The organism is Agarivorans sp. JK6, from assembly GCF_045277145.1.
In the GTDB taxonomy this organism is placed as follows: Bacteria; Pseudomonadota; Gammaproteobacteria; order Enterobacterales; family Celerinatantimonadaceae; genus Agarivorans; species Agarivorans albus.
On record NZ_CP113525.1, the window covers coordinates 3,464,714 to 3,485,709 of the forward strand.

The window sequence follows — 20,996 nt, forward strand, 5'->3', positions numbered from 1 at the left end:
CAAGTAAAAGATCAAACAATTCAGCATTGATTTAAACCCAGTTCTTTCTGTAGTTTTTTGGTTAGGCCAAGAGAAACAATGCGATGAGATTCAGTGAGGTAGTATATAAGTTGCTCATCAAAAGCCGGCTCACTTTGATATAACTGGATCCACTTCATACCACGCGAGGCCATATAGGGAGCAGGCCGATAACCCGGTTCTTCACGGAGAAACTCAAAATTGAGTTCTGAGGTTTTAAATGTAAACGCCGGCTGATTAAGTTTTTCCCATCCGCCAATCGCAAACACTTTTCCACCAACTTTCCAAACATGAGCGTTGCCCCATTGCACAATGTAAGTGCTGGCAGCTAAATCACCACAAAACTGGTTAAATTGTTGGTAATCCACAGCTTTACTCCTTGTGCCGAATCGGCTTTACAAACCATGCTACTTGCTCAACATACAACAGCTAAGTTTAGTATTTAATTCTTTGCTAAAACCTGCCAAAGTAGCGCTCTATTTTTTGCTGAGGTTTTACCATGTTTTACAGCCCATCTGAGGCATTTGACGCCTATTTAAGCATTCCTGAGCGGATGCCTAAAAATGTTCCAATAGAGAAGTGTCAAACCATTAACAACATTACTGACCTCGTAGACGATGTTGATGTTTTTTTATTTGATGCCTACGGCGTACTAAACGTTGGTGGAACAGCGATAGATGGGGCTAATCAGCAAATCGATAAGTTACGACAAGCTGGTAAAGTGGTTATGGTGGTCACCAATGCCGCCACTCAAAACAAGCAGCAACTGTTCGACAAGTTTGTTCGACTTGGTTTTGACTTTAGTGACCAAGAGATCGTAAACAGCCGAGAAGTATTGTTGCAATACATGGATTTACACAGCAACTCACGCTTAGGGGTAATCACCCTCCCTGAGTTTCGCTTAGATATTCAACGCCCTTGTTTATACCCAGAGGATCAAGAGTTTTGGCAAGCCGAAGAGTTCTTGTTTTTAAGTGGGCAGGCTTGGAATGAAAGCTTACAACAGCGTTTAATTACCGAGCTTAATCACAACCCTCGCAGGGTGTGGGTGGGCAACTCTGACCTAATTGCGCCCCTAGAAGATGGCGTATCACAAGAACCAGGTAGTTTTACCCTTACCCTGCCTAAAGAGCTTTACCCTAACGTTCGCTGTTTTGGTAAACCTTATGCGCCGATATTTGAAGAAGCACTCAGCCGAATAAAACAAAGCTATGGTGAAGTAAATCCGCAGCGCATAGCGATGATTGGCGATACTCTGCATACCGATATACTGGGTGGCAATGCGATGGGTTTTAAAACTGTACTGGTCACACAGCACGGCTTTTTGCGTGGTTTAGATGTTGCCGAGCATATAGCTAAAAGCCAAATTACCCCGCACTATCAGCTAGCCTCTATCTAAGTCTTACTGCCCGTGAGAGCGGATTGGCTAAACGGGCCTTACTCTCAACTTAGTGAACAGTAGCCTCAGCTTGAGTAAGAAAAGCCTGCAAAGTTTGGCATTTTTGCTGACGCTGTTGGCTATCAAGCTGGCCCCACTCCTGCTCCGCAACGTGAACTAGGTTAGACACCACCGAATCCATCGGTTTATCCTGCTGTTGAGCCATAGCAGCAACTTCTTCTCGCCCTAGTTTAATCGCTTCTTGATTACCCAATCGCCAGGCTTGAAAATCACCAGTTAAGCTTTTGTTCCCAGGTTTTGCTGCGCAAAGGCCACTTAGTGAATGATAAATAATCGACTGAGCAAATAATTGCTGATTTGAAGACACCGAAGCTTGTGGAAATGCTGCCGCTGGCAAACTCACTAGCACACTAAGCATTGCAACAACACTGAGGCAAAATGGCTTAATCATTGGTTTATCCTTTTCCAAATGCGATTTAGCTAGACTAGGTGAATAATCGAGCGCTTGCAGCAGAAACGCTGGTTCTCATGATATGCATCAACTGAGTAGTGATTTTAAGCTCTGCAACTGCTCACTCGCAGCTTCAAAGTCATACTCAGCTGCGGCCTTGTTAATACCCAACAATTGCTTTTTCACCTCGGGTGGAAAAGCAAGCTCTGCTAGTTCGTCGATTCGCTCTACTGCATCAACGTCGCACTCTTCCAACTGTGCTTCTAGGGTGGTCAGTTCGGCCTTAAGTTGCTGCAGGTTGTTTTGCTGTTGGCTATCGTCTTCAGCTATCTCATGAGCAGTGCCTTTAGGCAATAACAAGTCTATTTCTTGAAAGACCAGCTCTAGCAAAGTGCTTACATCTGACATTAAAGACTGGATCCGTTCGTGACTATTTTTATAACTATTGCTGCCCTCTGCCGACAAGATACTGGCAGCAACTGCTTCAACTTCGGCAGCTGCGGCTTGCAATGAAAGCGCTCCAATATTCCCAGCGTTGCCTTTTAGAGTATGAATTAAACGGGTAGCTAATACCCAGTCTGACTCACCGCAAGCTTGCTCAAACTGTTCCGCAAAACTGCGCTGGTTAATACTAAATTTATTCAGCAGTTTGAAGTATAAGTTGGCGTTGCCATTACACGTTGCTAAACCAGCAGCCTGATCAATAATCTCGGGATTTAAACCTTCGGTAATCCCCGAAGGCACAGGCTCTTCTTGCGCACTAACAGGTGCTGTTTGTTGCAAACCAGAAGCGCTAATCCACTCGGCCATGGTGTTTATCATAGCCTCTACATCAATAGGTTTGCTGATGTAGTCATTCATGCCTGCGCTTATCACTCGCTCTCTATCGCCACTCATGGCGTTAGCGGTCATAGCGATAATCACCAGCTCTAAATCAAACTCTCGGATCTTTTGGGTGGCTGTGTAGCCATCCATGACCGGCATTTGGATATCCATCAATACCCCATCAAAAGCGCTTTGATGTAGCTTCTCTATAGCCAACTTGCCGTTTTCTGCTAACTCGCAACTTACCCCTATGCTGTTAAGTAGCTCTATGGCTAAGTCTTGATTTAACTCGTTATCTTCCACCAACAGCACATGTGCGCCCTGCAACTTCTGTTTAGCTAAAGTGAGTTTGTCGCTAAGTTTGGCCAACGGCGTATACAAGGCAACATCGCGCCCACTTACTTCAGCTATGGCGTTAAATACTTCCGAAGCCGTAATCGGTTTAGCTAAATATGCGCTAACGCCAGCATCTTTACTTTGCTCTTTAAAACGGGCATGGTCATACGCCGACACCATAATAAATTTAACCGGATGGCTACCCGCTTCTTGGCGAATTGCTTCACAAGTGGCCACGCCGTCCATATCGGGCATGTTCCAATCAACAATGGCTACGTCAAATTTGTTAGGATGTTTAGCCACTAAGGCCTGCGCTTCTGAGCCAGCATGCACCACGCTAACCTCTGGGCCAAAAGAGGACACGATAGAGGCCATAATTTCAGCCGCACTTTCATTATCATCCACCACTAAAATGCACATATTCTCTAAGCTGGTTGGACTAATCGCACTACGCATGGCAGGCCGTTCATGGTTTAGCTTAAACCACGCAGTAAACAAGAACTCGGTGCCTTCACCCAAGGCGCTCTCTAGCCAAATCTCACCTTCCATTAGCTCAACTAATCGCTTACAAATAGTTAAACCTAAGCCGGTTCCGCCGTATTGACGAGTGGTAGAGGCATCTGCCTGAGTGAATGATTGAAACAGTTTTTGTTGTTGCTCGGGCGAGATACCAATGCCCGTGTCGCGCACCGAAAATTGCAATTTGGCACGGTTGGTTTGCTGTTCCAATAACTTAACTGAGAAAGCTATTTCGCCCTGCTCTGTAAACTTAATCGCATTGCTGGCCAAGTTAGTGAATATTTGCCCTAAGCGAAGCGGATCGCCCATTAGGTTATGCGGCACCGAAGGCTCGACCACTGTGAGCACCTCAACCCCTTTATCCTGAGCCTTTAACTCGATTAAGTTGAGCTGATTTTGCAAGATATCTTGAATGCTAATATCTAAGCATTCCATGTCTAGTTTTCCAGCTTCTATTTTCGAGAAGTCGAGAATATCGTTAATGATCCCAAGCAAAGAAGCCGCAGCATGGGAGACTTTATTTAGGTAACCGCGAGTTTTGCGGTCCAGCTCCGCATTTAGCGCCAAGTGAGTCATGCCAATAATGGCATTCATTGGGGTACGAATCTCATGGCTCATATTAGCCAAGAAGTCTGATTTAGCTTTGTTGGCATTATCGGCTTCATCAATGGCCAAGCTCAGCTGATTATTCAGATCTTTAAGTTCACTAATGTCGTAACACCAAAACAATACCGCAAGTTGGTCTTTAAACTGGGTATTTAAGTAGTTAGCCGAGCCGATAAATTGGCTACCATCGGTGCGTTTAAAATTCATTTCAACATTGGCAACAGCTTCTCCTTGCGCCAATTTTCGATAGCATTCATCGCGCTGGCTAATATCACAATAAATATTGGTAACTTGAAAATCATCCAGCTCGTTTGCTTCCACGCCAAACATGTCACGGCAGGTTTTATTGGAAAAAACGGTTTTGTTATTTTGTACAATGGCCACCCCAATCGGCGCAGCATTGAGCATATCGAACAGCAGCTGCTCACGTTGTTGAATTTTTTGCTCTGCTAACTCTCTGGCTTTGATATGTGAGGCCAGCTTTCGGTTCCAAAACAGCGTTAAAAATATTAATACCAAGGCACCCATAGAAATTTGAGTAACCAAACCGTAGTCTACTTTTTCAACCAGTTTGTTAGGTACCCAGCTTAAAGTAATGTCATCACTTTGCTGTTGAGTTACGGCATCAATCGCTTTATTAATGATGCTATGTAACAAAGGCTCTGACTTAATCACAAACAACGTAGATACAATCTCTCGGTCAAAGTCAGCCGCGATTGCCATCTGGCTGTAACCACGCGTTTGAATCAGGTAGTTAAGCACCAACAAGCTATCGACCATACCGTGATATTCACCATCGGCTACAGCGATAAAACCTTGCTCGGTGTTCTCTGGGTATTGCCAGTCAATATCGGGATAACGATTAACAATGCTGCGAGTTTGCGAAGCTCCTTTTATAATGCCTATTTTCTTACCCGCCAACTGCTCAGCTGAACCAAAAAAGCCATCTCGCTCTAAGCCCATGTAGGCCAACTCGCTTTCCACCAAAGGCAGCGCAGGGTGATAATCGAGTTCTAACCACTTATTATTAAGTGCCGCAGATACCAGCTTTACCTCGCGATTTTGAATCAACTTAAGAGAATCTTGCCAACTCTCGACAGGCACGGGTTTAAGCGTTAAACCCGTGCTCACACTTAATAGCCGCAAGTAATCAGCCACTATCCCAATGTAGTTGCCATCTTCATCAAAGGCTTCATAGGGCAAGGCAGAAGGATCAACAGCTACCGCAACTTCAGGATTATCAGCCATCCAGGCTAATTCTTCTTTGGTGAAGTTGATTTGTTGGCCAGACAATTGGTGGCGCTCGTAACTGTCTCTTAGATCGGCTGTTTGCTCTTCGTTTAATAAAGTAAATCGACTAATATTTGGAATGCTGGGGCTACCAATTTGCGAGGAGCTTGTAGCCTCAAAATACAGAATAACCTCACCCACTTTATCGGGGTTGTTGTTATGCACAAAGTAGCTCTCTTTAGACAGCTTACTCAGGTGGCTAATCTGCAGCACGTCAACCTCTTTGAGTTGACCGTCTATTTCTTGAGCTTTAAATATCACCTTAGGCGGAGAGTCTGAGCTAACAACAATGGCTTTTATATTCGAGTTTTTCTGAAAAACACCCGCGATATGTTTAATGATTTTAAGGTCATCATTAAAAATGTATGGCGCAAGCAGATCACTCAATAAACTGGCGCGCTTTATTTGATTACTAAAGTCTGACTTGGCGTATAAGTCGTTCAATTTGGAGTAATCAGTACTTTGCTTAAACTCCTGTAAAGCTTGATTAAAGATGTCACGATAATAATCATTTCTAAAAGCAACGGCGTAACCCACGTCGGCTTGCTCAAAAATGTCGTGAACCACAAAATCACTCTGCAGTAAGGCCGTTAATCCCGAATGTTTTATCGTCCATTCCAGCAAGCTTTGGTCTGCAATAACCACTTGAGCATTGCCAGAAAAAAACTGCTCCAAAGATTGCTCTTGAACACCATATTCTTGATAGCTCGATGATACCTTAGCAACGCCGTCTAACGACTTACCTAGCACCTCAGATGCGCCCTCAAAAGCCGTTACGCTAAACTCAGTAAGCTGAGAGACCTTAGTAATATTTAGCTGGTCGGTTTTACGGGTTAATGCCACGTTGTGAAACTGCACAATGTTATCGGAATAAAACAACTCACCATCTTCTTTTGCCACTAAACCAGCTGAAAAATCTAAGCTTTGATCCTCACTTAATATTTCATGAGCCCGCACAGTAGGAATTTGTTCTATATCTCCTAACTGATAACCAATAGAGGATAAGACTTCGCGAACAATTTCCAGCTCCAAGCCCACTTCAGAGCTTTGGTCATACATGTAGGGGGGCCGGCCAAAACCAAATGCTCCCGGCAGCAACTGCTGAGACGAACTGTCTGTTAACCAACGCCCACGAATTTTATTGCGGGTGGCGATGTCTATCTTTTTTATTGATTTGTCGATGATGGATAGCAATACAGGAGAGTGTTTAGCCAAGCCCATATGAATAGGAATGTTTTTCCGCCCCAACACCACAGAGTTATTTTTAATGTTGCTTAAACGCAACTTGTTTTTGATATACAGCGCGGAACTCAGCTCGGCAATAGCTGCGTAGGCTTCACCGTCGGCCACTGCTTGTAGTGTATGTGATAACTCTGGATAGGTTTTAAACTTTAGCTGGGGAAAGTTTGTTTTTAACCAATTTACTTGCTCAAACCCTTCAACAATGGCAACCACTTTTCCGGCTAAATCATCAACACTGGCAATGGTAGGAACGTCACTTTGGGTAAAGACATATTCGGTATGTAGCAAAAATGGATGCGAGTAATTAACAAAGTCTTGTTTGGCTGAGTCTAAGTACATCATTGGAATTAACGAGAACTCGCCGCTTTTTAGGCCCTGCAACATGTCTTTCCATTGCATACCCAATTTGTAATCGAAACGAAGCCCAGAAATTTCTTCAATAACATCAAGATACGAGCGAGTCACTCCATCAAAATCACCTTGAAGGTTTATAAATGCATAGGGGTAGAAATTTGCATCGGGGGCTACTGATACAACCGTATTCTCAGCAATCCATTGCTTTTCTTGTTGAGTAAACTCTTCAACTTGAGATTGAGACCAAGCGTTAGCAGCTAGCAGTAAACTTAATATCGCTCCAATTGCAGCGGTGATTCGGCTCAGCATATTCCTTTATCCAAGTCTGATGTGTAATTTCAACGGGCATTTAAGCTGATGATTTACTGCAAGAAGTAGAGAGCTACTTGGCTTAAATACTCACTAAAAGAGTAGTCTATTACTTGGAAGCTGCCGAATAGAAAGTGAGATTTGCGGCGATACAATTCACATTAATGATAAGTATAGAAATATGGCAGCTGACGCTGCCATATCAGTCAATATCGTTTAATTTGCGGGAGAGATTTTAATCCAATTTAAATTAAAGTTACCCTGCAAAACATTAAAACGAAGGGTTTGGGTACCACCGCTTAGCGCTATGTTGGTTTTGTTCTGGCTCACCCAGTTTTGCCAACCACCGGTAGCCGCCACGTCACTAGCCGAGACTACAGTTTGACCATCGGCCTCTAAGCTATAACGCCCGCCACCTGGATTAGAAGCTACTCTAAACTCGATGTTATAGCTGCCTGCAGGCAAATTAACCGAATACTCGAGCCACTCCCCTGCTGCGGTCCAACCAAGGTTATAACCGCCACCTACATCGGAAGTGATTTGTAGATCTACATCGTCACTACGGTAGCTGCCACCCGCATTGCCACTAGTGGTATCGTAATATTGGTTATAGTCTTCCGCTTGAACGAGCACTTCACTAGGTGTGCTCGGATTACCCCCACCAGTGCTGCCGCTATATAGCTGGTACCAATCGAGCAAGGTATCGTTTTGCCCAACATCTGTTTCTAATACAAATTTAAGTGAGCTTGCTGCACTAGTTAAACTAAAACCAATCGTTTGCTCGGTTCTGCTGGTACCAATAAAGCTAGCTGTCCCTACTTTTACATTGTCGGCATAAACACTAATACCCGCAGCTGTGTTATTACTGGATGAGCCATTAATCACCAAGTTATAGTCGCCTGCTGCTAAGTTACTACTGCTAACAGTTACCGCTTCACCATTTCCGTAAAGAATAACGCCAGCGTAAGGTGACGTAATAGGTTGGCGATAAGACGGCGTAATCACTCCAGTTTCCAACTCAACTTGCTCAAGTAATTCTCCCTCTGTAGGCGGTGTGCCTCCATTATCATTAGCTGTAACAGTTATAGTCACGGTTGCGCTAGCGCTGGCTTGTCCATCACTAATGGTGTAACTAAAACTATCGCTGCCAACAAAACCACTGTTAGGAGAATAATTTAAAGAGTCACCAACTTGGCTAACGCTACCGTTGCCCGCTTGGGTATAGCTGGTAATAGATAAAGCATCACCGTCGGCATCACTATCATTTTGCAGTACCACAATGCTTACCGCGGTATCCTCGGTGGTCGTGCTGCTGTCATTATTGGCGGTTGGAGGGTTATTTCCTCCGGATGGTGGAGGGGTAACTACATCACACTCACCCGCTGGACAAATAATTCGATAATTGCCACTTAGTGCCAACATGCCAAACATATACAAGGTACCGTCGTAGTAGCGGTATTTGCCGCTCGGTACTGGGGTATCCCAAAAAGCTTGAATAAACTCCCATGAGCGTTGGTTGTTAGAGGCCAAACTCGCCATAGCATTCATGGCTACTAAGCCTGGGGAATGATCAGCGTTGTTTTGATAAGGCGTTCCATCTAATTCATACAAACTCGCGTAAGAATCGATGCCTTCACTCTTAAAGAATCTCTGCAGACTATTTACGTAGGTAGTTTGCCAAGGGTCGGCTTGCCACCAAGCGAAGTCCATTGCTGCGTTGCCCACGGTGCGCCAAGCATCATACTGAAAAGTATCTTTCCAGTTTTGAAAGTCACCATGTGGAGTACCATCAAAATAAGCATAATCGGGGCTTAAACCGTTAGCAGGGTTAACCGTCGTTTTTAAGAAGGCGCGACTGGTCACTGCCAAATCAGCCCAAAACGCATTGTTATTGTCGGCCCAACGCGCCCACAACTCATAAAATGCTGGCAAGTGGTATGAAGGATCGGTCCAGTTTCTGTCGGTTGGTGTGGCCGGAGAAAACACTATTTGTTTTTCCGCATGGTTGAACAAACTAAATTCTTCTAACTGACCTTGGTTGTTGTAACGGGTCTCACCGTTACCATACATGTCTTTTAAGATTTGATTCGCTTGCGCGCTGTAGTTGAAAATACCGCTGCCATCCCCCCAAAGGTGAGAGGCAAAAAATAAGGCGGTTACAAAATACTCTTCACCATCGGGGGCCGGGTTAGCATCTTGAATATTGCCTGAAGTGCTCACCTTCCAAGCAAAGTAGCCTTTGTTGTTGCCCGATTTATTGAGCGAATAGGTGTGCGCCCACTTCCACAATTTGTTGAAGTCATCCTGACGGCCCATTTGTACCGCCATCATCATGCCGTAAGACATACCTTCACTACGCACATCGTTGTTGCCCACATCCCAGATATAAGCCATGTCATTGCCAACCGGAATAAAAATCGCTTGGTTAGTCGTATCACTGCTATGGAATAGCTGATCGTAAACCGCTTGTACTTTGGCATCTACTTCGGCTTTGGAGTAACCAAGTTCTTGGAACATGTTGCGATATACACCGGTGTCGTAAGCGCCTGCGCTAGGTAAAACAGGTGCATCGGGCAGCGGTGCAATGTCACCAACTCGGTGTAACTCATACCAGTCGAGAAAGGTATCATTACTTCCGTTATCGGTTTCAAGTCTAAATTGAAGATTAGCCGAACTTGGCTGAGTTTCGAGCTTAAAATTGATACTATTTACTGAGGCACTCGTCCCCGAAAATTCTGTAGCACCGATTTTTTGGCCGCCGAGATAAACGCTAATACCAGCAGCATTATTGGCACTACTTGCACCTCGAATATCAAGGCGAAACTCGCCCGGTACATTTGATATTTGAGCCGATGTTTCAAGCCCATCATTATTGGCATAAGCTGCTACACCATTAAATGGGCTGTCAATTAGCCCCGAATAACCAGGCAGTAAACTGCCATTTTCCATTTCGAATTTTTGTAGTACTTCTGCCGAACATACTGGAGATAACACCCCAATACTTAACAGCGTTAATACTGTTCTTTTAAAGATCATTCCTTTTATCCTCATCTATGTAATAACGCAGTTCAGCCATCGAATATTATTTGGTTTTTAAACGATTGAAACGCCCATATTAGTATTGGTAACTAGAGCGAAGGCCGAATGCAGCACAAACCATAGCAGCGCTCAAAAATTATCCAATACAGAATGAAAGTGATCATGAAAGAGAAAAGAAATAACGTACAAATTTCATACAGAACTGTGAACAAGGTTAACAAAAAGTTAACGTTAACATTCACAAAATTATGATAAGGATTTTTGCATTAAAGCGCTAAAAACCAAAAGAGAGGCTAATGCCTCTCTTAAATTGTTTTGCTTTAATCAATTAGCTTAGTTACAGCTTGAGCCACCAAGTGTGACTACTTCAGCAGGCGTGTTTACTGTGCCTTTAGAGCCTTGTAAACCAAAGGTCACCGATTGCCCAGGTTGAATGGTCGAGTTCCAAGATAACGAGCTAGCCACATAAGGCTGACTACCGGTTAGCGTGCTATTCCAGCTGCTAGTAACGGAAGAGCCGTCACTGTATGCCCAGCTTACTTGCCAGCCATTTATCGCGGTTGTGCCTTGGTTGCTAATAGTAATACTGGCCACAAAGCCACTATTCCAATCATTATCTACCGTGTAGCTACACACCGCGCCGCCAGGGCCATTATCTGAGTTGCTAACATCAATGCTTACACTATAAACATCACTAGCACCTTTACCATCGCTTACCGTTAAGCTTGCTTGATAAGTACCAGCAGCACTGTAACTGTGGCTAGCTGTAGCCCCTGTGGCGCCGTTGCTATCACCAAAGCTCCAAGCATAACTCAGCACATCACCGTCTACATCGTTGGCGCAACTAGCGTCAAAATCAATTGACTGACCAACTGTTGCCGCGTCGCTGCTCACAGTAAAACAGGCGCTAGGGGGATTATTCACCGTAGTGTCAGTTACCGTAACAGACACGGTAGCACTTGCCTCTAGTTGCCCATCGCTAATGGTATAGCTAAAGCTATCGCTGCCCGAATAATTGCTATTTGGCGAGTAACTTAAACCATCACCGACTTGGCTCACACTGCCGTTGCTTGCTTGGGTGAAACTCACAATGCTAATAGTATCGCCATCCGGATCACTGTCATTTTGTAAAACACTAACCACTAGCGGCGTATCTTGTGCAGTTGTAACACTGTCATTTACCGCCACCGGAGATCGATTCTCGGTAGGTGGAACCACCGCATCACATTCTCCAGCAGGGCAATAAATCTGATAGTTACCACTTAATGCCAGCATGCCAAACATATATAAGGTGCCATCGTAATAACGCCACTGACCACTAGGCACTGGAGTATCCCAAAGGGCTTGCACAAACTCCCAAGCTTGTTGATCATTAGCCGCTAAGCTAGCTAAAGCATTCATGGCCACTAAACCAGGTGAGTGGTCGCTATTGTTTTGATAAGGCGTACCATTAAGCTCATACAGGCTTGAGTAAGAATCTATCCCTTCGCTCTTAAAGAAGGCTTGCAAGCTATTTACATATTGAGTTTGCCAGGGATCCTTTTGCCACCACGCAAAGTCCATTGCGGCATTACCAACGGTGCGCCAAGCATCATATTGGAAGGTGGTTTTCCAAGCTTGAAACTCACCATGCGGAGCGCCATCAAAATAAGCATAATCGGGGCTTAAACCATTGGCTGGGTTAACGGTGGTTTTCAAAAATGCGCGGCTGGTAGTAGCAATGTCCGCCCAAAATTGATTGTTGTTGTTCGCCCAACGCGCCCACAACTCGTAAAATGCAGGAAGGTGGTAGGAAGGATCTGTCCAGTTTCTGTCAGAAGGTGTGGCTGGAGAGAACACAATTTGTTTTTCATTGTGATCAAACAGACTGATTTCTTCTAACTGACCTTGATTGTTGTAACGCATCTCGCCGTTACCGTACATATCATCAAGGATCTGATTAGCTTGCTGGCTGTAATTGTAAATACCTGTGCCATCACCCCAACGGTGAGAAGCAAAAAACAAAGCTGTGGCAAAGTATTCTTCACCATCGGGCGCTGGGTAGGCATCTTGTACATCACCGGCGGTGCTTACCTTCCAAGCAAAGTAGCCTTTGTTAACACCCGATTTGTTTAGTGAGTAAGTATGCGCCCATTTCCAAAGCTTGTTGAAGTCGTCTTGACGGTTCATTTGCACCGCCATCATCAAGCCATAAGACATGCCCTCACTACGAACATCGTTGTTGCCTACATCCCAGATGTAGGCCATATCATCCCCCACCGGAATAAATATCGCTTTATTGGCGGTGTCAGTACTATGAAATAGCTGGTCATATACCGCTTGAACACGCGCTTCAACCTCAGCCTTTGAGTAACCAAGCTCGGCAAACATATTGCGGTATACGCCGGTATTGTATGCCCCATCACTTGGCAATACTGGCGCCGCAGGCAAGGCTGCTATATCACCTACGCGATGCAGCTCAAACCAATCTAAATAGGTATCGTTACTGCCATCATCGGTTTCTAATTTAAACGAAAGGCTCGAATTAAGCGGCATCGAGTCTAGTTTGAAACTAATACTAGCAAGCGATGCAGCAGTGCCCACAAACTCTGTTACACCTATTTTTTTATCATCAAGGTAAACACTAATACCCGCTGCATTATTGGCGCTACTTGCGCCGCTAATATCTAAACGAAACTGGCCGGGTGTATTACTAATTTGCGCTGTTGCTTGCACGCCATCATTGTTTGCATAAGCTGCAACACCGTTAAACGGACTATCAATTGCGCTTGAGTAACCGGGTAACAAACTTCCATTTTCCAGCTCAAATTTTTGTAGTAACTCTGCTGAACTTAATGGCGACCATAGCGCTAGGCTCAATAAAGCCAGCAGGGGTTTATTTGAGATCATTCCATTTATCCTCTTACATAGTTGGCCTTGAGTGGCAGGTGTTGGCTAAGGCTATGAACACCCCTCACCTAACAGCTCAAGTAATTGTTTGTTGTTTGCTGTAGTTGCTTTTATATGCAGCGCAACCATAGCAGTAAGAGGAAAAAGCCCAAGTTAAAATGCAATCTATCATTATGAGTGATGAAAAATTGTACGTTTTTATGTTTTTTTTGTGAACAAGATAAACATATGTTAACGCTAACACCGCCTATACATAAGGGATTAACTAAGAAATAGATATTACTTAATGGATAATAAAATCTGACAATTACGCGGTTCAGGCACTGGGCAAATCAAACCAAAGCGCTTCTAGGGCGTAGCTTTCCGTTTTTATGCTTAAGGCTTCTTCACCTGATACACCTACCCCATCGCCGGGCCTAACCGTATAAGCACTACCAGAAGCTTGCTGCAAGTTTGCTGCACCGCTTACCACATGCAAATAGCCACACGCTTTCATCACTTCTAATTCAAACTGGCTATTCGGCTTAAGTGCAAGACGATATAGAGCGGCGTCTTGATTCATAATTAGCGAACCATCGCGGCCATCAGGAGTGACAAGTGGGGTTAGTAATTCCCCTTGGCTAATCCGTGCTTGCTGGTAGGCAGGAGCCAAACCAGTTTGCTGCGGTTTTATCCAAATTTGCAAAAACTCTAAGTCATCAACATCAGAGCAATTAAACTCGGAATGACTAAGCCCAGTGCCTGCACTCATCACTTGAATATCACCGGCAGGAACTTGATAACGATTACCCATGCTATCTTTATGCTCAACGGCGCCATGGGTTACGTAGGAAATGATTTCCATGTCTTTGTGTTGATGGGTGTCAAAACCCTTACTGGGCGCAACACTATCTTGATTAATAACTCGCAATACTGAATACCCCATGTGTTTGGGGTCGTAATAATTGGCAAAGGAAAAACTGTGCTGGCTTTTAAGCCAACCTAAATCAACAGATCCGCGTTCACGTGCGGGTCGAAAATAATGCATACCCTACTCCACTTCTCTTGCTCGTGTTAGTAATTAAGCTTTAATAAGCTATACGCAGTTATTCATAAGATCGTTTTAAACAGTGTGGCTGTTAAGCCTTAAAGATCCAAGACCTGATTTGTCTCAATAGTTATTCAAGTAATTGTGGGGTTCACCCACATCATTTGCTATTATTTAGCCGATTTTTAGTCAATAGCGAGGATACAAAATGATTGTAATCACACCTTCTCGGGCTCAGGAACAAGCGTAACTCTGTTACTCCTGCTCAGCCCGGTTATTACCGGGGCGTAACAACGACCCCTATATTCTTTTTATAGCACAACTGTGCTTGGGGTAATCTCAAATGGGTATTTCTTTTTCTCTATCTCAACTTGGATGGAAACCCTTTTTTCAACAACAACTTAATTTAGACGAACTAAGTTCGTACACTGCTGCGCGCGTATTTGAACAGCACCGCAGTGAATATTTGGTCGCCAGTGAACTTGGCTTACAACGCATCACCATTCACCCAAATATGCCTAAAATGGCCGTAGGTGACTGGTTATTGTTAGAGCAAGCCAATACACCCGAGGCTAAATTTGTAAAGCAACTCGAACCCGCTACCTTATTTAGCCGTAAGGCAGTAGGTACCCGTGCTGAACTGCAGCTAATTGCCGCCAATGTAGACACGGTATTTATCGTATGTTCATTGAACAATAACTTTAATCTAAGCCGTATTGAACGTTATTTGGCCTTAGCAAATGAAGCAAAAGTAGACCCAGTGGTGGTGCTAACTAAAGCCGATACTTGTGACGACGTACCCAGCTTTATCCAGCAAGTACAAAAGCTTGATCCCATGTTAATGGTTGAAGCAGTCAACTCGCTGGATGCCAACGAGGTGGCCAAACTTAACCCTTGGTGTAAGCAGGGCCAAACGGTTGCCTTTATGGGCTCTTCAGGGGTGGGCAAATCAACCCTAATTAATACGCTGTTAGGTGAACAAACTAGCCAAACAGGGGCAATTAGAGAAGCCGATAGTAAAGGCAGGCACACAACCACGGCGCGCTCAATGCATCTAATGGAGAACGGCGGCTTACTGCTAGACACTCCCGGTATGCGTGAGCTACAACTCAGCGATTGTGAAGAAGGGGTAAATGCCACCTTCAACGATATTACTGAGCTCGCCGAGCATTGTAAGTTCGCCGATTGCCAACATAACAGTGAGCCCGGCTGCCAAGTGCAGCAAGCCATAAGCCAAGGCTTATTAGATGAAAGGCGCTTAGTGAACTACCACAAGCTAATGCGTGAACAACAGTTTAACGCCGCCAGCGTAGCTGAGCGACGAGCCACCGATAGAGACTTAGGCAAGTTTTATCGACGTGTGCAAAACAGTGTTAAGCAGTTGAAACAACGCGGGTAAACTATATAGGTGATAGCGCAATGCTATCGCCTATCTTCCAACCATCTTATCTATCAATAAGTCACCTAAAACTGTGTACTAACACTGATTTTTTCTATCAATGCTCAGATAAAATCTTAAGCGATGGCGTTTTAGCTTGAGGAAATAGACTGTGAAACGAGTATTACTCAGTGTGTGTTTAATTGCTAACGGCAATGCCCAAGCGGGCGATTTGCAAATCCCTTCTGCCCAGCGTTGGCTTGATAGCGTAGAAAACGAGCTGGCTCCTTTTTGGCTGCACCAAGATGCCCATGGCTCGCCGATGGGTAACTTCCCAACTTTTCGTTGTAACGACGGCTCAGCTTTTACTCAAGCTAGCCCCTGTTCTGAGCTCAACGCGGCTCCCAGCTGGATGAAGCCCCATTTAGGAGAAAGCTACACCCGCATGCAGGCTAGGCACACCTTTGTTTATGGTGTGATCTTTCACCTCACTGGTGATAAGCAGGCCTTGCAACTCGCCAAAGCTGGCGTTGACTACTTACGCACGCATTTACTAGAAGAGCAAGGCTCGGTAGTGAGTGTGACCGAAAACGGACAATCAAAATTTTCAGCTAAACAACGTACCACTCAAGACCTTGCCTACGCTCAATTAGGCATGGCCTTTTACTACTACTTAACCGGCGATAAAGCGGTACTCAATGACTTACTAAAAGTTAAAGATTATATATTTGATAAATATTGGGACGAGCAACAACAGCGCTTGCGCTGGGTAAATGCGGCATCCACCAACGGCACTGGAGAAGAAGTTGAGCTTGTGGCGCAACTCGACCAAATAAACGCCTATATGTTGCTAATATCGCCATTGCTACCAGAACCTCACAAAAGCCAGTGGGATAAGGATCTTTCTAAACTGCTTAATACCATCACGCAGCAGTTTTTGCGCCCCGATGATTTTCGTTTTTGGGGCACCAAGCACGGCGATAATTACCAACCAGACTCTGCCCGCCATAATGATTTTGGGCACACGGCTAAATCTTGGTGGATGAGTTGGTTAGCCGCCGAGTATTTAGGCCAACAGCAACTTGTTAGCAAAAGTAAGCAAGGCCTTCAGACCACCTTGCAAGCCGCCTTTATTGAACAAGGCGAAGGCGGATGGCGTCGACTACCCAATGGCGCACCAGCTATTTGGTGGGAATATGCAGAACTCGATCAGGCGGCGGCGAGCCTAGCTTTAGTTGAACCTAAGGCTAAACGTTACCTAGCCAATACCTATCCACAATGGTTTGAGCGTTTTATCGCCGAAGATGGTGGCACCTATCCGGTTGCCAATCAGGGACTCAAAATTCATCTTTGGAAAAGTGATTACCACGCCCTCGAGCATGCACTCGTCGCCTATCTCACTAGCGCTCAACTAAATGGCGAAAGTGCCCGTTTATACTTTGCCATGCCCGCAGAGCAAGCTGCTTTGCGCCAACCTTATTTTTATCAAGCAAAAACAAGCCAAGCTAAAGCCTTTGGTAACTGGCAGGGTTTAGCCATTAGCCAAGTTAACTACCAAGATATTGGCATTAAGCGAGCGAAATAAGCTGTTAAAGCACTTGGCCGGCTATAGCTGTTCGGTCAAGTGTTTAAGCGCTCTTAATAATAACACCCTCTTCTACAAGCACCTCGTAACTCCACCTGTCCTTAACTCACAAAGATGCTGAAACCCGATGAAACAAAACATCCCCAAGCTACGAAGTGTTACCATCGATAAGGGTTAAATGAGATGAGATAATCCCATTCAGTGGGCATGTGTAGCAAAGGAACAAGAATGTCGAAGCAATATACTGTGGAATGTATTTGGCCAGCCGAAGCGCGTTTAGGCGAAGGCGTTGTATGGATAGAGCAAGAGCAAGCGCTCTATTGGGTAGACATTCTTAAAGAAACTTTACACCGCTATCAGCCAAGCTCAGGAGCGCAACAAAGCTGGTCGCAAAAGCCAATGATTAGCGCAGTTTTACCGACCCAAATTTCCGGAGAAAGCACCACCTTTGTCGCCACCTATGCCGACGGAGTTAAACTGTTACGCGACGGAACGGTTTATCCTTTACTAGACCCAGAACCTCAGTTACCAGACAACCGTCTTAATGATGCTTGGGTTGCTCCAAATGGTGATCTTTGGTTAGGTTCAATGGATTGCAAAATTAAACAAGACTCAGGAAAGTTCTACCGCTTAACGCCAGCGCTTAGCCTTAGCTCGTTAAGTGAGCAATACTGGGTCACCAATGGCCCAACCTTCTGTGATAAACAAAGCTACGGATACTTTGTAGATACCGAAAACTTTACCATTCTTCGTAGCAAGTTAACTGATGATGGTGATGCATCAACATTAGAGCCTTGGCTGGAGATTGACCGCAGTTTTGGTAACCCCGATGGAATCACTATCGACGCAGAGCAACACATTTGGGTAGCCCACTATAATGGTGCTCAAGTAAGTCGCTATACGCCGGAGGGAAAACTAGAACGGCAAATTGCCATCCCAGCACTTAATGTCACCAAGTGTGCCTTTGGCGGACCAAACTTAAGCACCTTATATGTGGTGAGCGCTCGTGAAGGCATGAGTGAACAACAGCTGCGCGATTATCCGCTAAGTGGCGGCGTTTTTGCCATAGAGCTTGATGATATTAAAGGTGTAACAACACCAGCGTTTGCTATCAAAGAATATCCGGCGCTTTAAAGACTAACCACAGTTCATAGGCTCAAGCGCTAAGGCTTGAGCCTATGAACTATTCGCTCTTACTGTTCCTTTTCCACTTGCAAGATCCGCTGATAAAGCGAGTCTTTTAGCAAGGAGCGATAGTGCTTCAACTGGTGCATGGCTTGATCGTCAATCGGCGAATTACTGAGTTCTAAATCTCTAATTTTATTGTCTAAGTTTTCGTAGTGCTGAGCATCTTTAGCAAAATTTTCGTCGCTGTTAACTAAGCTTAAAATACTTGCTTTAGACTTGGGGAATTCGTGCAGTAATGAATGGCTTTCACCTAGCATAGTGAACCTCTTATTGTTTTGATTGGGGTGAATAAACTATTCGCTTTAGCGCTTGGCTTGATGAGCTATAGAAATAAGAAAGCTCCTCGTTTCTCTTTCGAGTTAACACCGTAGGAGCTTTCTTGTTAGCTTGTTCTAGTTAATATCTTGAACATTCATAACCAGTTGTTCCCAGTTACGCTGGTTCTCGATATCGTGCTCTAAGCCCTGCTCGTCGGCGATTTGGAAACGCTTAACAGCAGGTGTTTTACTAGTCGCTTGGTATAGCCAATATGCCTCTGCTTTAAGCGCTTCATCTATCGGTTTATCGATTGACTCGTACACCATTTGCTTACAAGCGTTAATTGATTCTGCAGGGAACTTAGATATACGTTGCGCGAGCGCATCAACATAAGGGCCAATTTCATCAGGTTCTAAGGCCTTGTTAATGGTGCCATAAGCTTCTGCTTCGTCGGCACTAAAATCACGTGCGCTTAATACAATTTCTAAAGCGCGGCCCAAACCTACTTGGCGAGCCATACGCGAAGCACCGCCACCACATGGCAAGATGCCCATGCCCACTTCCATTTGCATGAATTTGTATTTGCCGCGTGCTGCAAAGCGCATATCACAAGCTAAGGCAAACTCATGACCGCCGCCACGGGCAAAGCCTTCAAGTTTAGCAATGGTGGCCTGAGGCAGTTTACTAATGCGCTCAAGTACTGCTTGTAAGTCGATTAGTTTTGCGTCTTCGCGAGATACCGCCTCAGTCGACATGTCTTTAAGCAAGTCCGTATCATAATGACATACCCAAATTTCTGGATTTGCCGATTGAAATACCACCACTTTTACACTGCGGTCGCGTTCTAAACGCAGCGCCAAACCATTTAGGTCAGCTAGCATCTCCTGGCCTTGTACGTTAACCGTTCCAAAATCAAAAGTGACATATAAAATCGCGTCATCTTGTTTTGCGCTAAATGTTGTGTAGCCTTGGTAAGCCATATTCAGTTCCTTCCATTTTATGATTGTTTCGTTATCAGCCCGTGGATAACTAACTACAAAGTATTCCTAGCTCATTGTTTAAACAATCAAAGAAAAAACGAAACTAAATAAAGAAAAGATTAACAATATAAGCCATTGAATTTAATGATTAATATAGAGGTTAAACATAAGAGAAACCTAATTAGTGAATGGCTACAGCAAGGTCGAAAAGTGTTTCTAACCTGAACATAAAAAATGCAGTTCATCACTACAAACCGAAACTCGCTTAATAAGAAAAACCTTGAGAAATAACAGGTGGTGGTGATTGGCAAACTAGCATTAAAAAGTCACTTTAAGCTTTATTTAAACCAATAAAAAAAGCGGCTCTAGTGCAGCCGCTTATTAACTTGATATTGAATGTTTTTAGATTAAATCTCAGGGCAACTTTCTACCATGCATAGGTCTCAATCGCATTTTTCTTCGCCATTGGATTATGCGCGATATGCTGATTAATGTTCTGCAAGAAAGATTGACGAACCTCCGGCCAAACACCGCGCATAGATGCTATGTTGTTGCCATGGTCACCCCAGTAATAACACGGAAAATCATCCATGTTTTCCAGCAAGTACTTTTCCTCTTCTAAAATCTGTAGCGGTGTGGGCAGAGCAAACTCTCCCCGGTGTAGCTCCCGCTCCAACTCGCTACCCGGTTGAATAGCAAGTGCCATTGGCGCAATCGCATCTGGACGCATAATATTAAGCAAACTAGTGGTGTTTTTTGCATGTTCAACAGAACGCTCTTTGCCACCAAGACCAAAGATAAACGAGGCAAGCACTTGAATATTTGCTTCACGCGCCATCTCCATACCTTTAATTGCATGCTCACGTGTCATGCCCTTTTTAATCCGCTCCAGCACAATAGGATCGCCAGACTCTAATCCAGAATAAGCAGTAGTTAGCCCCGCCGAACGCAGTTCTTTTAGCTCCGACATACTCTTACGACGAAAATCGTTAAAGCCCGAATACAGCGCCAAGTGCTTTAGCTCAGGAAAGGTCACTTTTATTTTATCTAGGATCTTTAACAGCTTGTCGGTGCGCATCGCCATTACATTGCCGTCGATAAGAAATATTGACTCAACCTTGCGATGTAACAATCTCGCTTCATCAATGTCTTTAAAGATCGCATCAAGCTCACGCACTTTAAAACGTTTGTCGTCGAACATAGCACAGAAGGTACACTGGTTATTGCTGCAACCTAGCGTGGTTTGAATAAGTACACTCTTGGCTTCCATCCAAGGACGATAGATTTTACCTTCATAATGCAT

General features: G+C 44.5%; 13 protein-coding genes. 4 read left to right on the forward strand and 9 right to left on the reverse strand.

What is annotated here, in order from left to right:
* Positions 1-20: 20 nt before the first annotated feature.
* On the reverse strand, positions 21-386 hold the full coding sequence (locus OV592_RS16080; RefSeq protein WP_406609269.1) for an MmcQ/YjbR family DNA-binding protein: 366 nt from the start codon (positions 384-386) through the stop codon (positions 21-23).
* A 131-nt stretch (positions 387-517) separates the two neighbouring features.
* On the opposite strand from OV592_RS16080, the gene OV592_RS16085 reads away from it, so the two are divergent.
* Positions 518-1,417 (forward strand): HAD-IIA family hydrolase, encoded by a 900-nt coding sequence (locus OV592_RS16085; RefSeq protein WP_406609270.1) that lies wholly within the window; start codon positions 518-520, stop codon positions 1,415-1,417.
* Positions 1,418-1,466: 49 nt separating this feature from the next.
* Here the strand turns inward: OV592_RS16085 and OV592_RS16090 are convergent, their stop codons facing one another.
* The 5 genes from OV592_RS16090 to OV592_RS16110 all read right to left on the reverse strand — a co-directional run bounded on the left by OV592_RS16090 (position 1,467) and on the right by OV592_RS16110 (position 14,304).
* A complete protein-coding gene (locus tag OV592_RS16090) occupies positions 1,467-1,868 on the reverse strand; it encodes a hypothetical protein (protein ID WP_406609271.1) in 402 nt (133 codons plus the stop codon).
* An 87-nt stretch (positions 1,869-1,955) separates the two neighbouring features.
* Entirely contained in the window at positions 1,956-7,349 is a 5,394-nt protein-coding gene (locus OV592_RS16095) for a response regulator (RefSeq protein ID WP_406609272.1), read from the reverse strand.
* Positions 7,350-7,565: 216 nt separating this feature from the next.
* Positions 7,566-10,385, reverse strand: coding sequence for a glycosyl hydrolase family 8 (locus OV592_RS16100; protein WP_406609273.1), 2,820 nt, complete (start codon positions 10,383-10,385; stop codon positions 7,566-7,568).
* A 336-nt stretch (positions 10,386-10,721) separates the two neighbouring features.
* Complete coding sequence (locus OV592_RS16105; protein ID WP_406609274.1) at positions 10,722-13,277, reverse strand: glycosyl hydrolase family 8; 2,556 nt, start codon at positions 13,275-13,277, stop codon at positions 10,722-10,724.
* A gap of 316 nt (positions 13,278-13,593) precedes the next feature.
* Positions 13,594-14,304 (reverse strand): pirin family protein, encoded by a 711-nt coding sequence (locus OV592_RS16110; protein WP_221076323.1) that lies wholly within the window; start codon positions 14,302-14,304, stop codon positions 13,594-13,596.
* Positions 14,305-14,647: 343 nt separating this feature from the next.
* Here OV592_RS16110 and rsgA point away from each other — a divergent pair, with 343 nt between their 5' ends.
* The 3 genes from rsgA (at position 14,648) to OV592_RS16125 (ending at position 18,401) form a co-directional block, all read left to right on the forward strand.
* Positions 14,648-15,703, forward strand: coding sequence for a ribosome small subunit-dependent GTPase A (gene rsgA, locus OV592_RS16115; RefSeq protein WP_406609275.1), 1,056 nt, complete (start codon positions 14,648-14,650; stop codon positions 15,701-15,703).
* A 151-nt stretch (positions 15,704-15,854) separates the two neighbouring features.
* Positions 15,855-17,267, forward strand: coding sequence for a hypothetical protein (locus OV592_RS16120; protein WP_406609276.1), 1,413 nt, complete (start codon positions 15,855-15,857; stop codon positions 17,265-17,267).
* Between the two features lie 228 nt (positions 17,268-17,495).
* The gene (locus OV592_RS16125) at positions 17,496-18,401 is read left to right on the forward strand and encodes an SMP-30/gluconolactonase/LRE family protein (protein WP_406609277.1); all 906 of its coding nucleotides are present in this window, start codon (positions 17,496-17,498) and stop codon (positions 18,399-18,401) included.
* 59 nt (positions 18,402-18,460) lie between these two features.
* Here OV592_RS16125 and OV592_RS16130 read toward each other — a convergent pair whose 3' ends face one another.
* The 3 genes from OV592_RS16130 to OV592_RS16140 all read right to left on the reverse strand — a co-directional run bounded on the left by OV592_RS16130 (position 18,461) and on the right by OV592_RS16140 (position 20,996).
* Positions 18,461-18,712, reverse strand: a complete 252-nt coding sequence (locus OV592_RS16130) for a YdcH family protein (protein WP_406609278.1) — start codon at positions 18,710-18,712, stop codon at positions 18,461-18,463.
* A gap of 135 nt (positions 18,713-18,847) precedes the next feature.
* Positions 18,848-19,693 carry an enoyl-CoA hydratase/isomerase family protein gene (locus tag OV592_RS16135; RefSeq protein ID WP_406609279.1) on the reverse strand — a complete coding sequence of 282 codons (846 nt, stop codon included), beginning with the start codon at positions 19,691-19,693 and terminating at the stop codon, positions 18,848-18,850.
* 427 nt (positions 19,694-20,120) lie between these two features.
* Positions 20,121-20,996, reverse strand: coding sequence for a radical SAM protein (locus OV592_RS16140; RefSeq protein ID WP_406609280.1), 876 nt, complete (start codon positions 20,994-20,996; stop codon positions 20,121-20,123).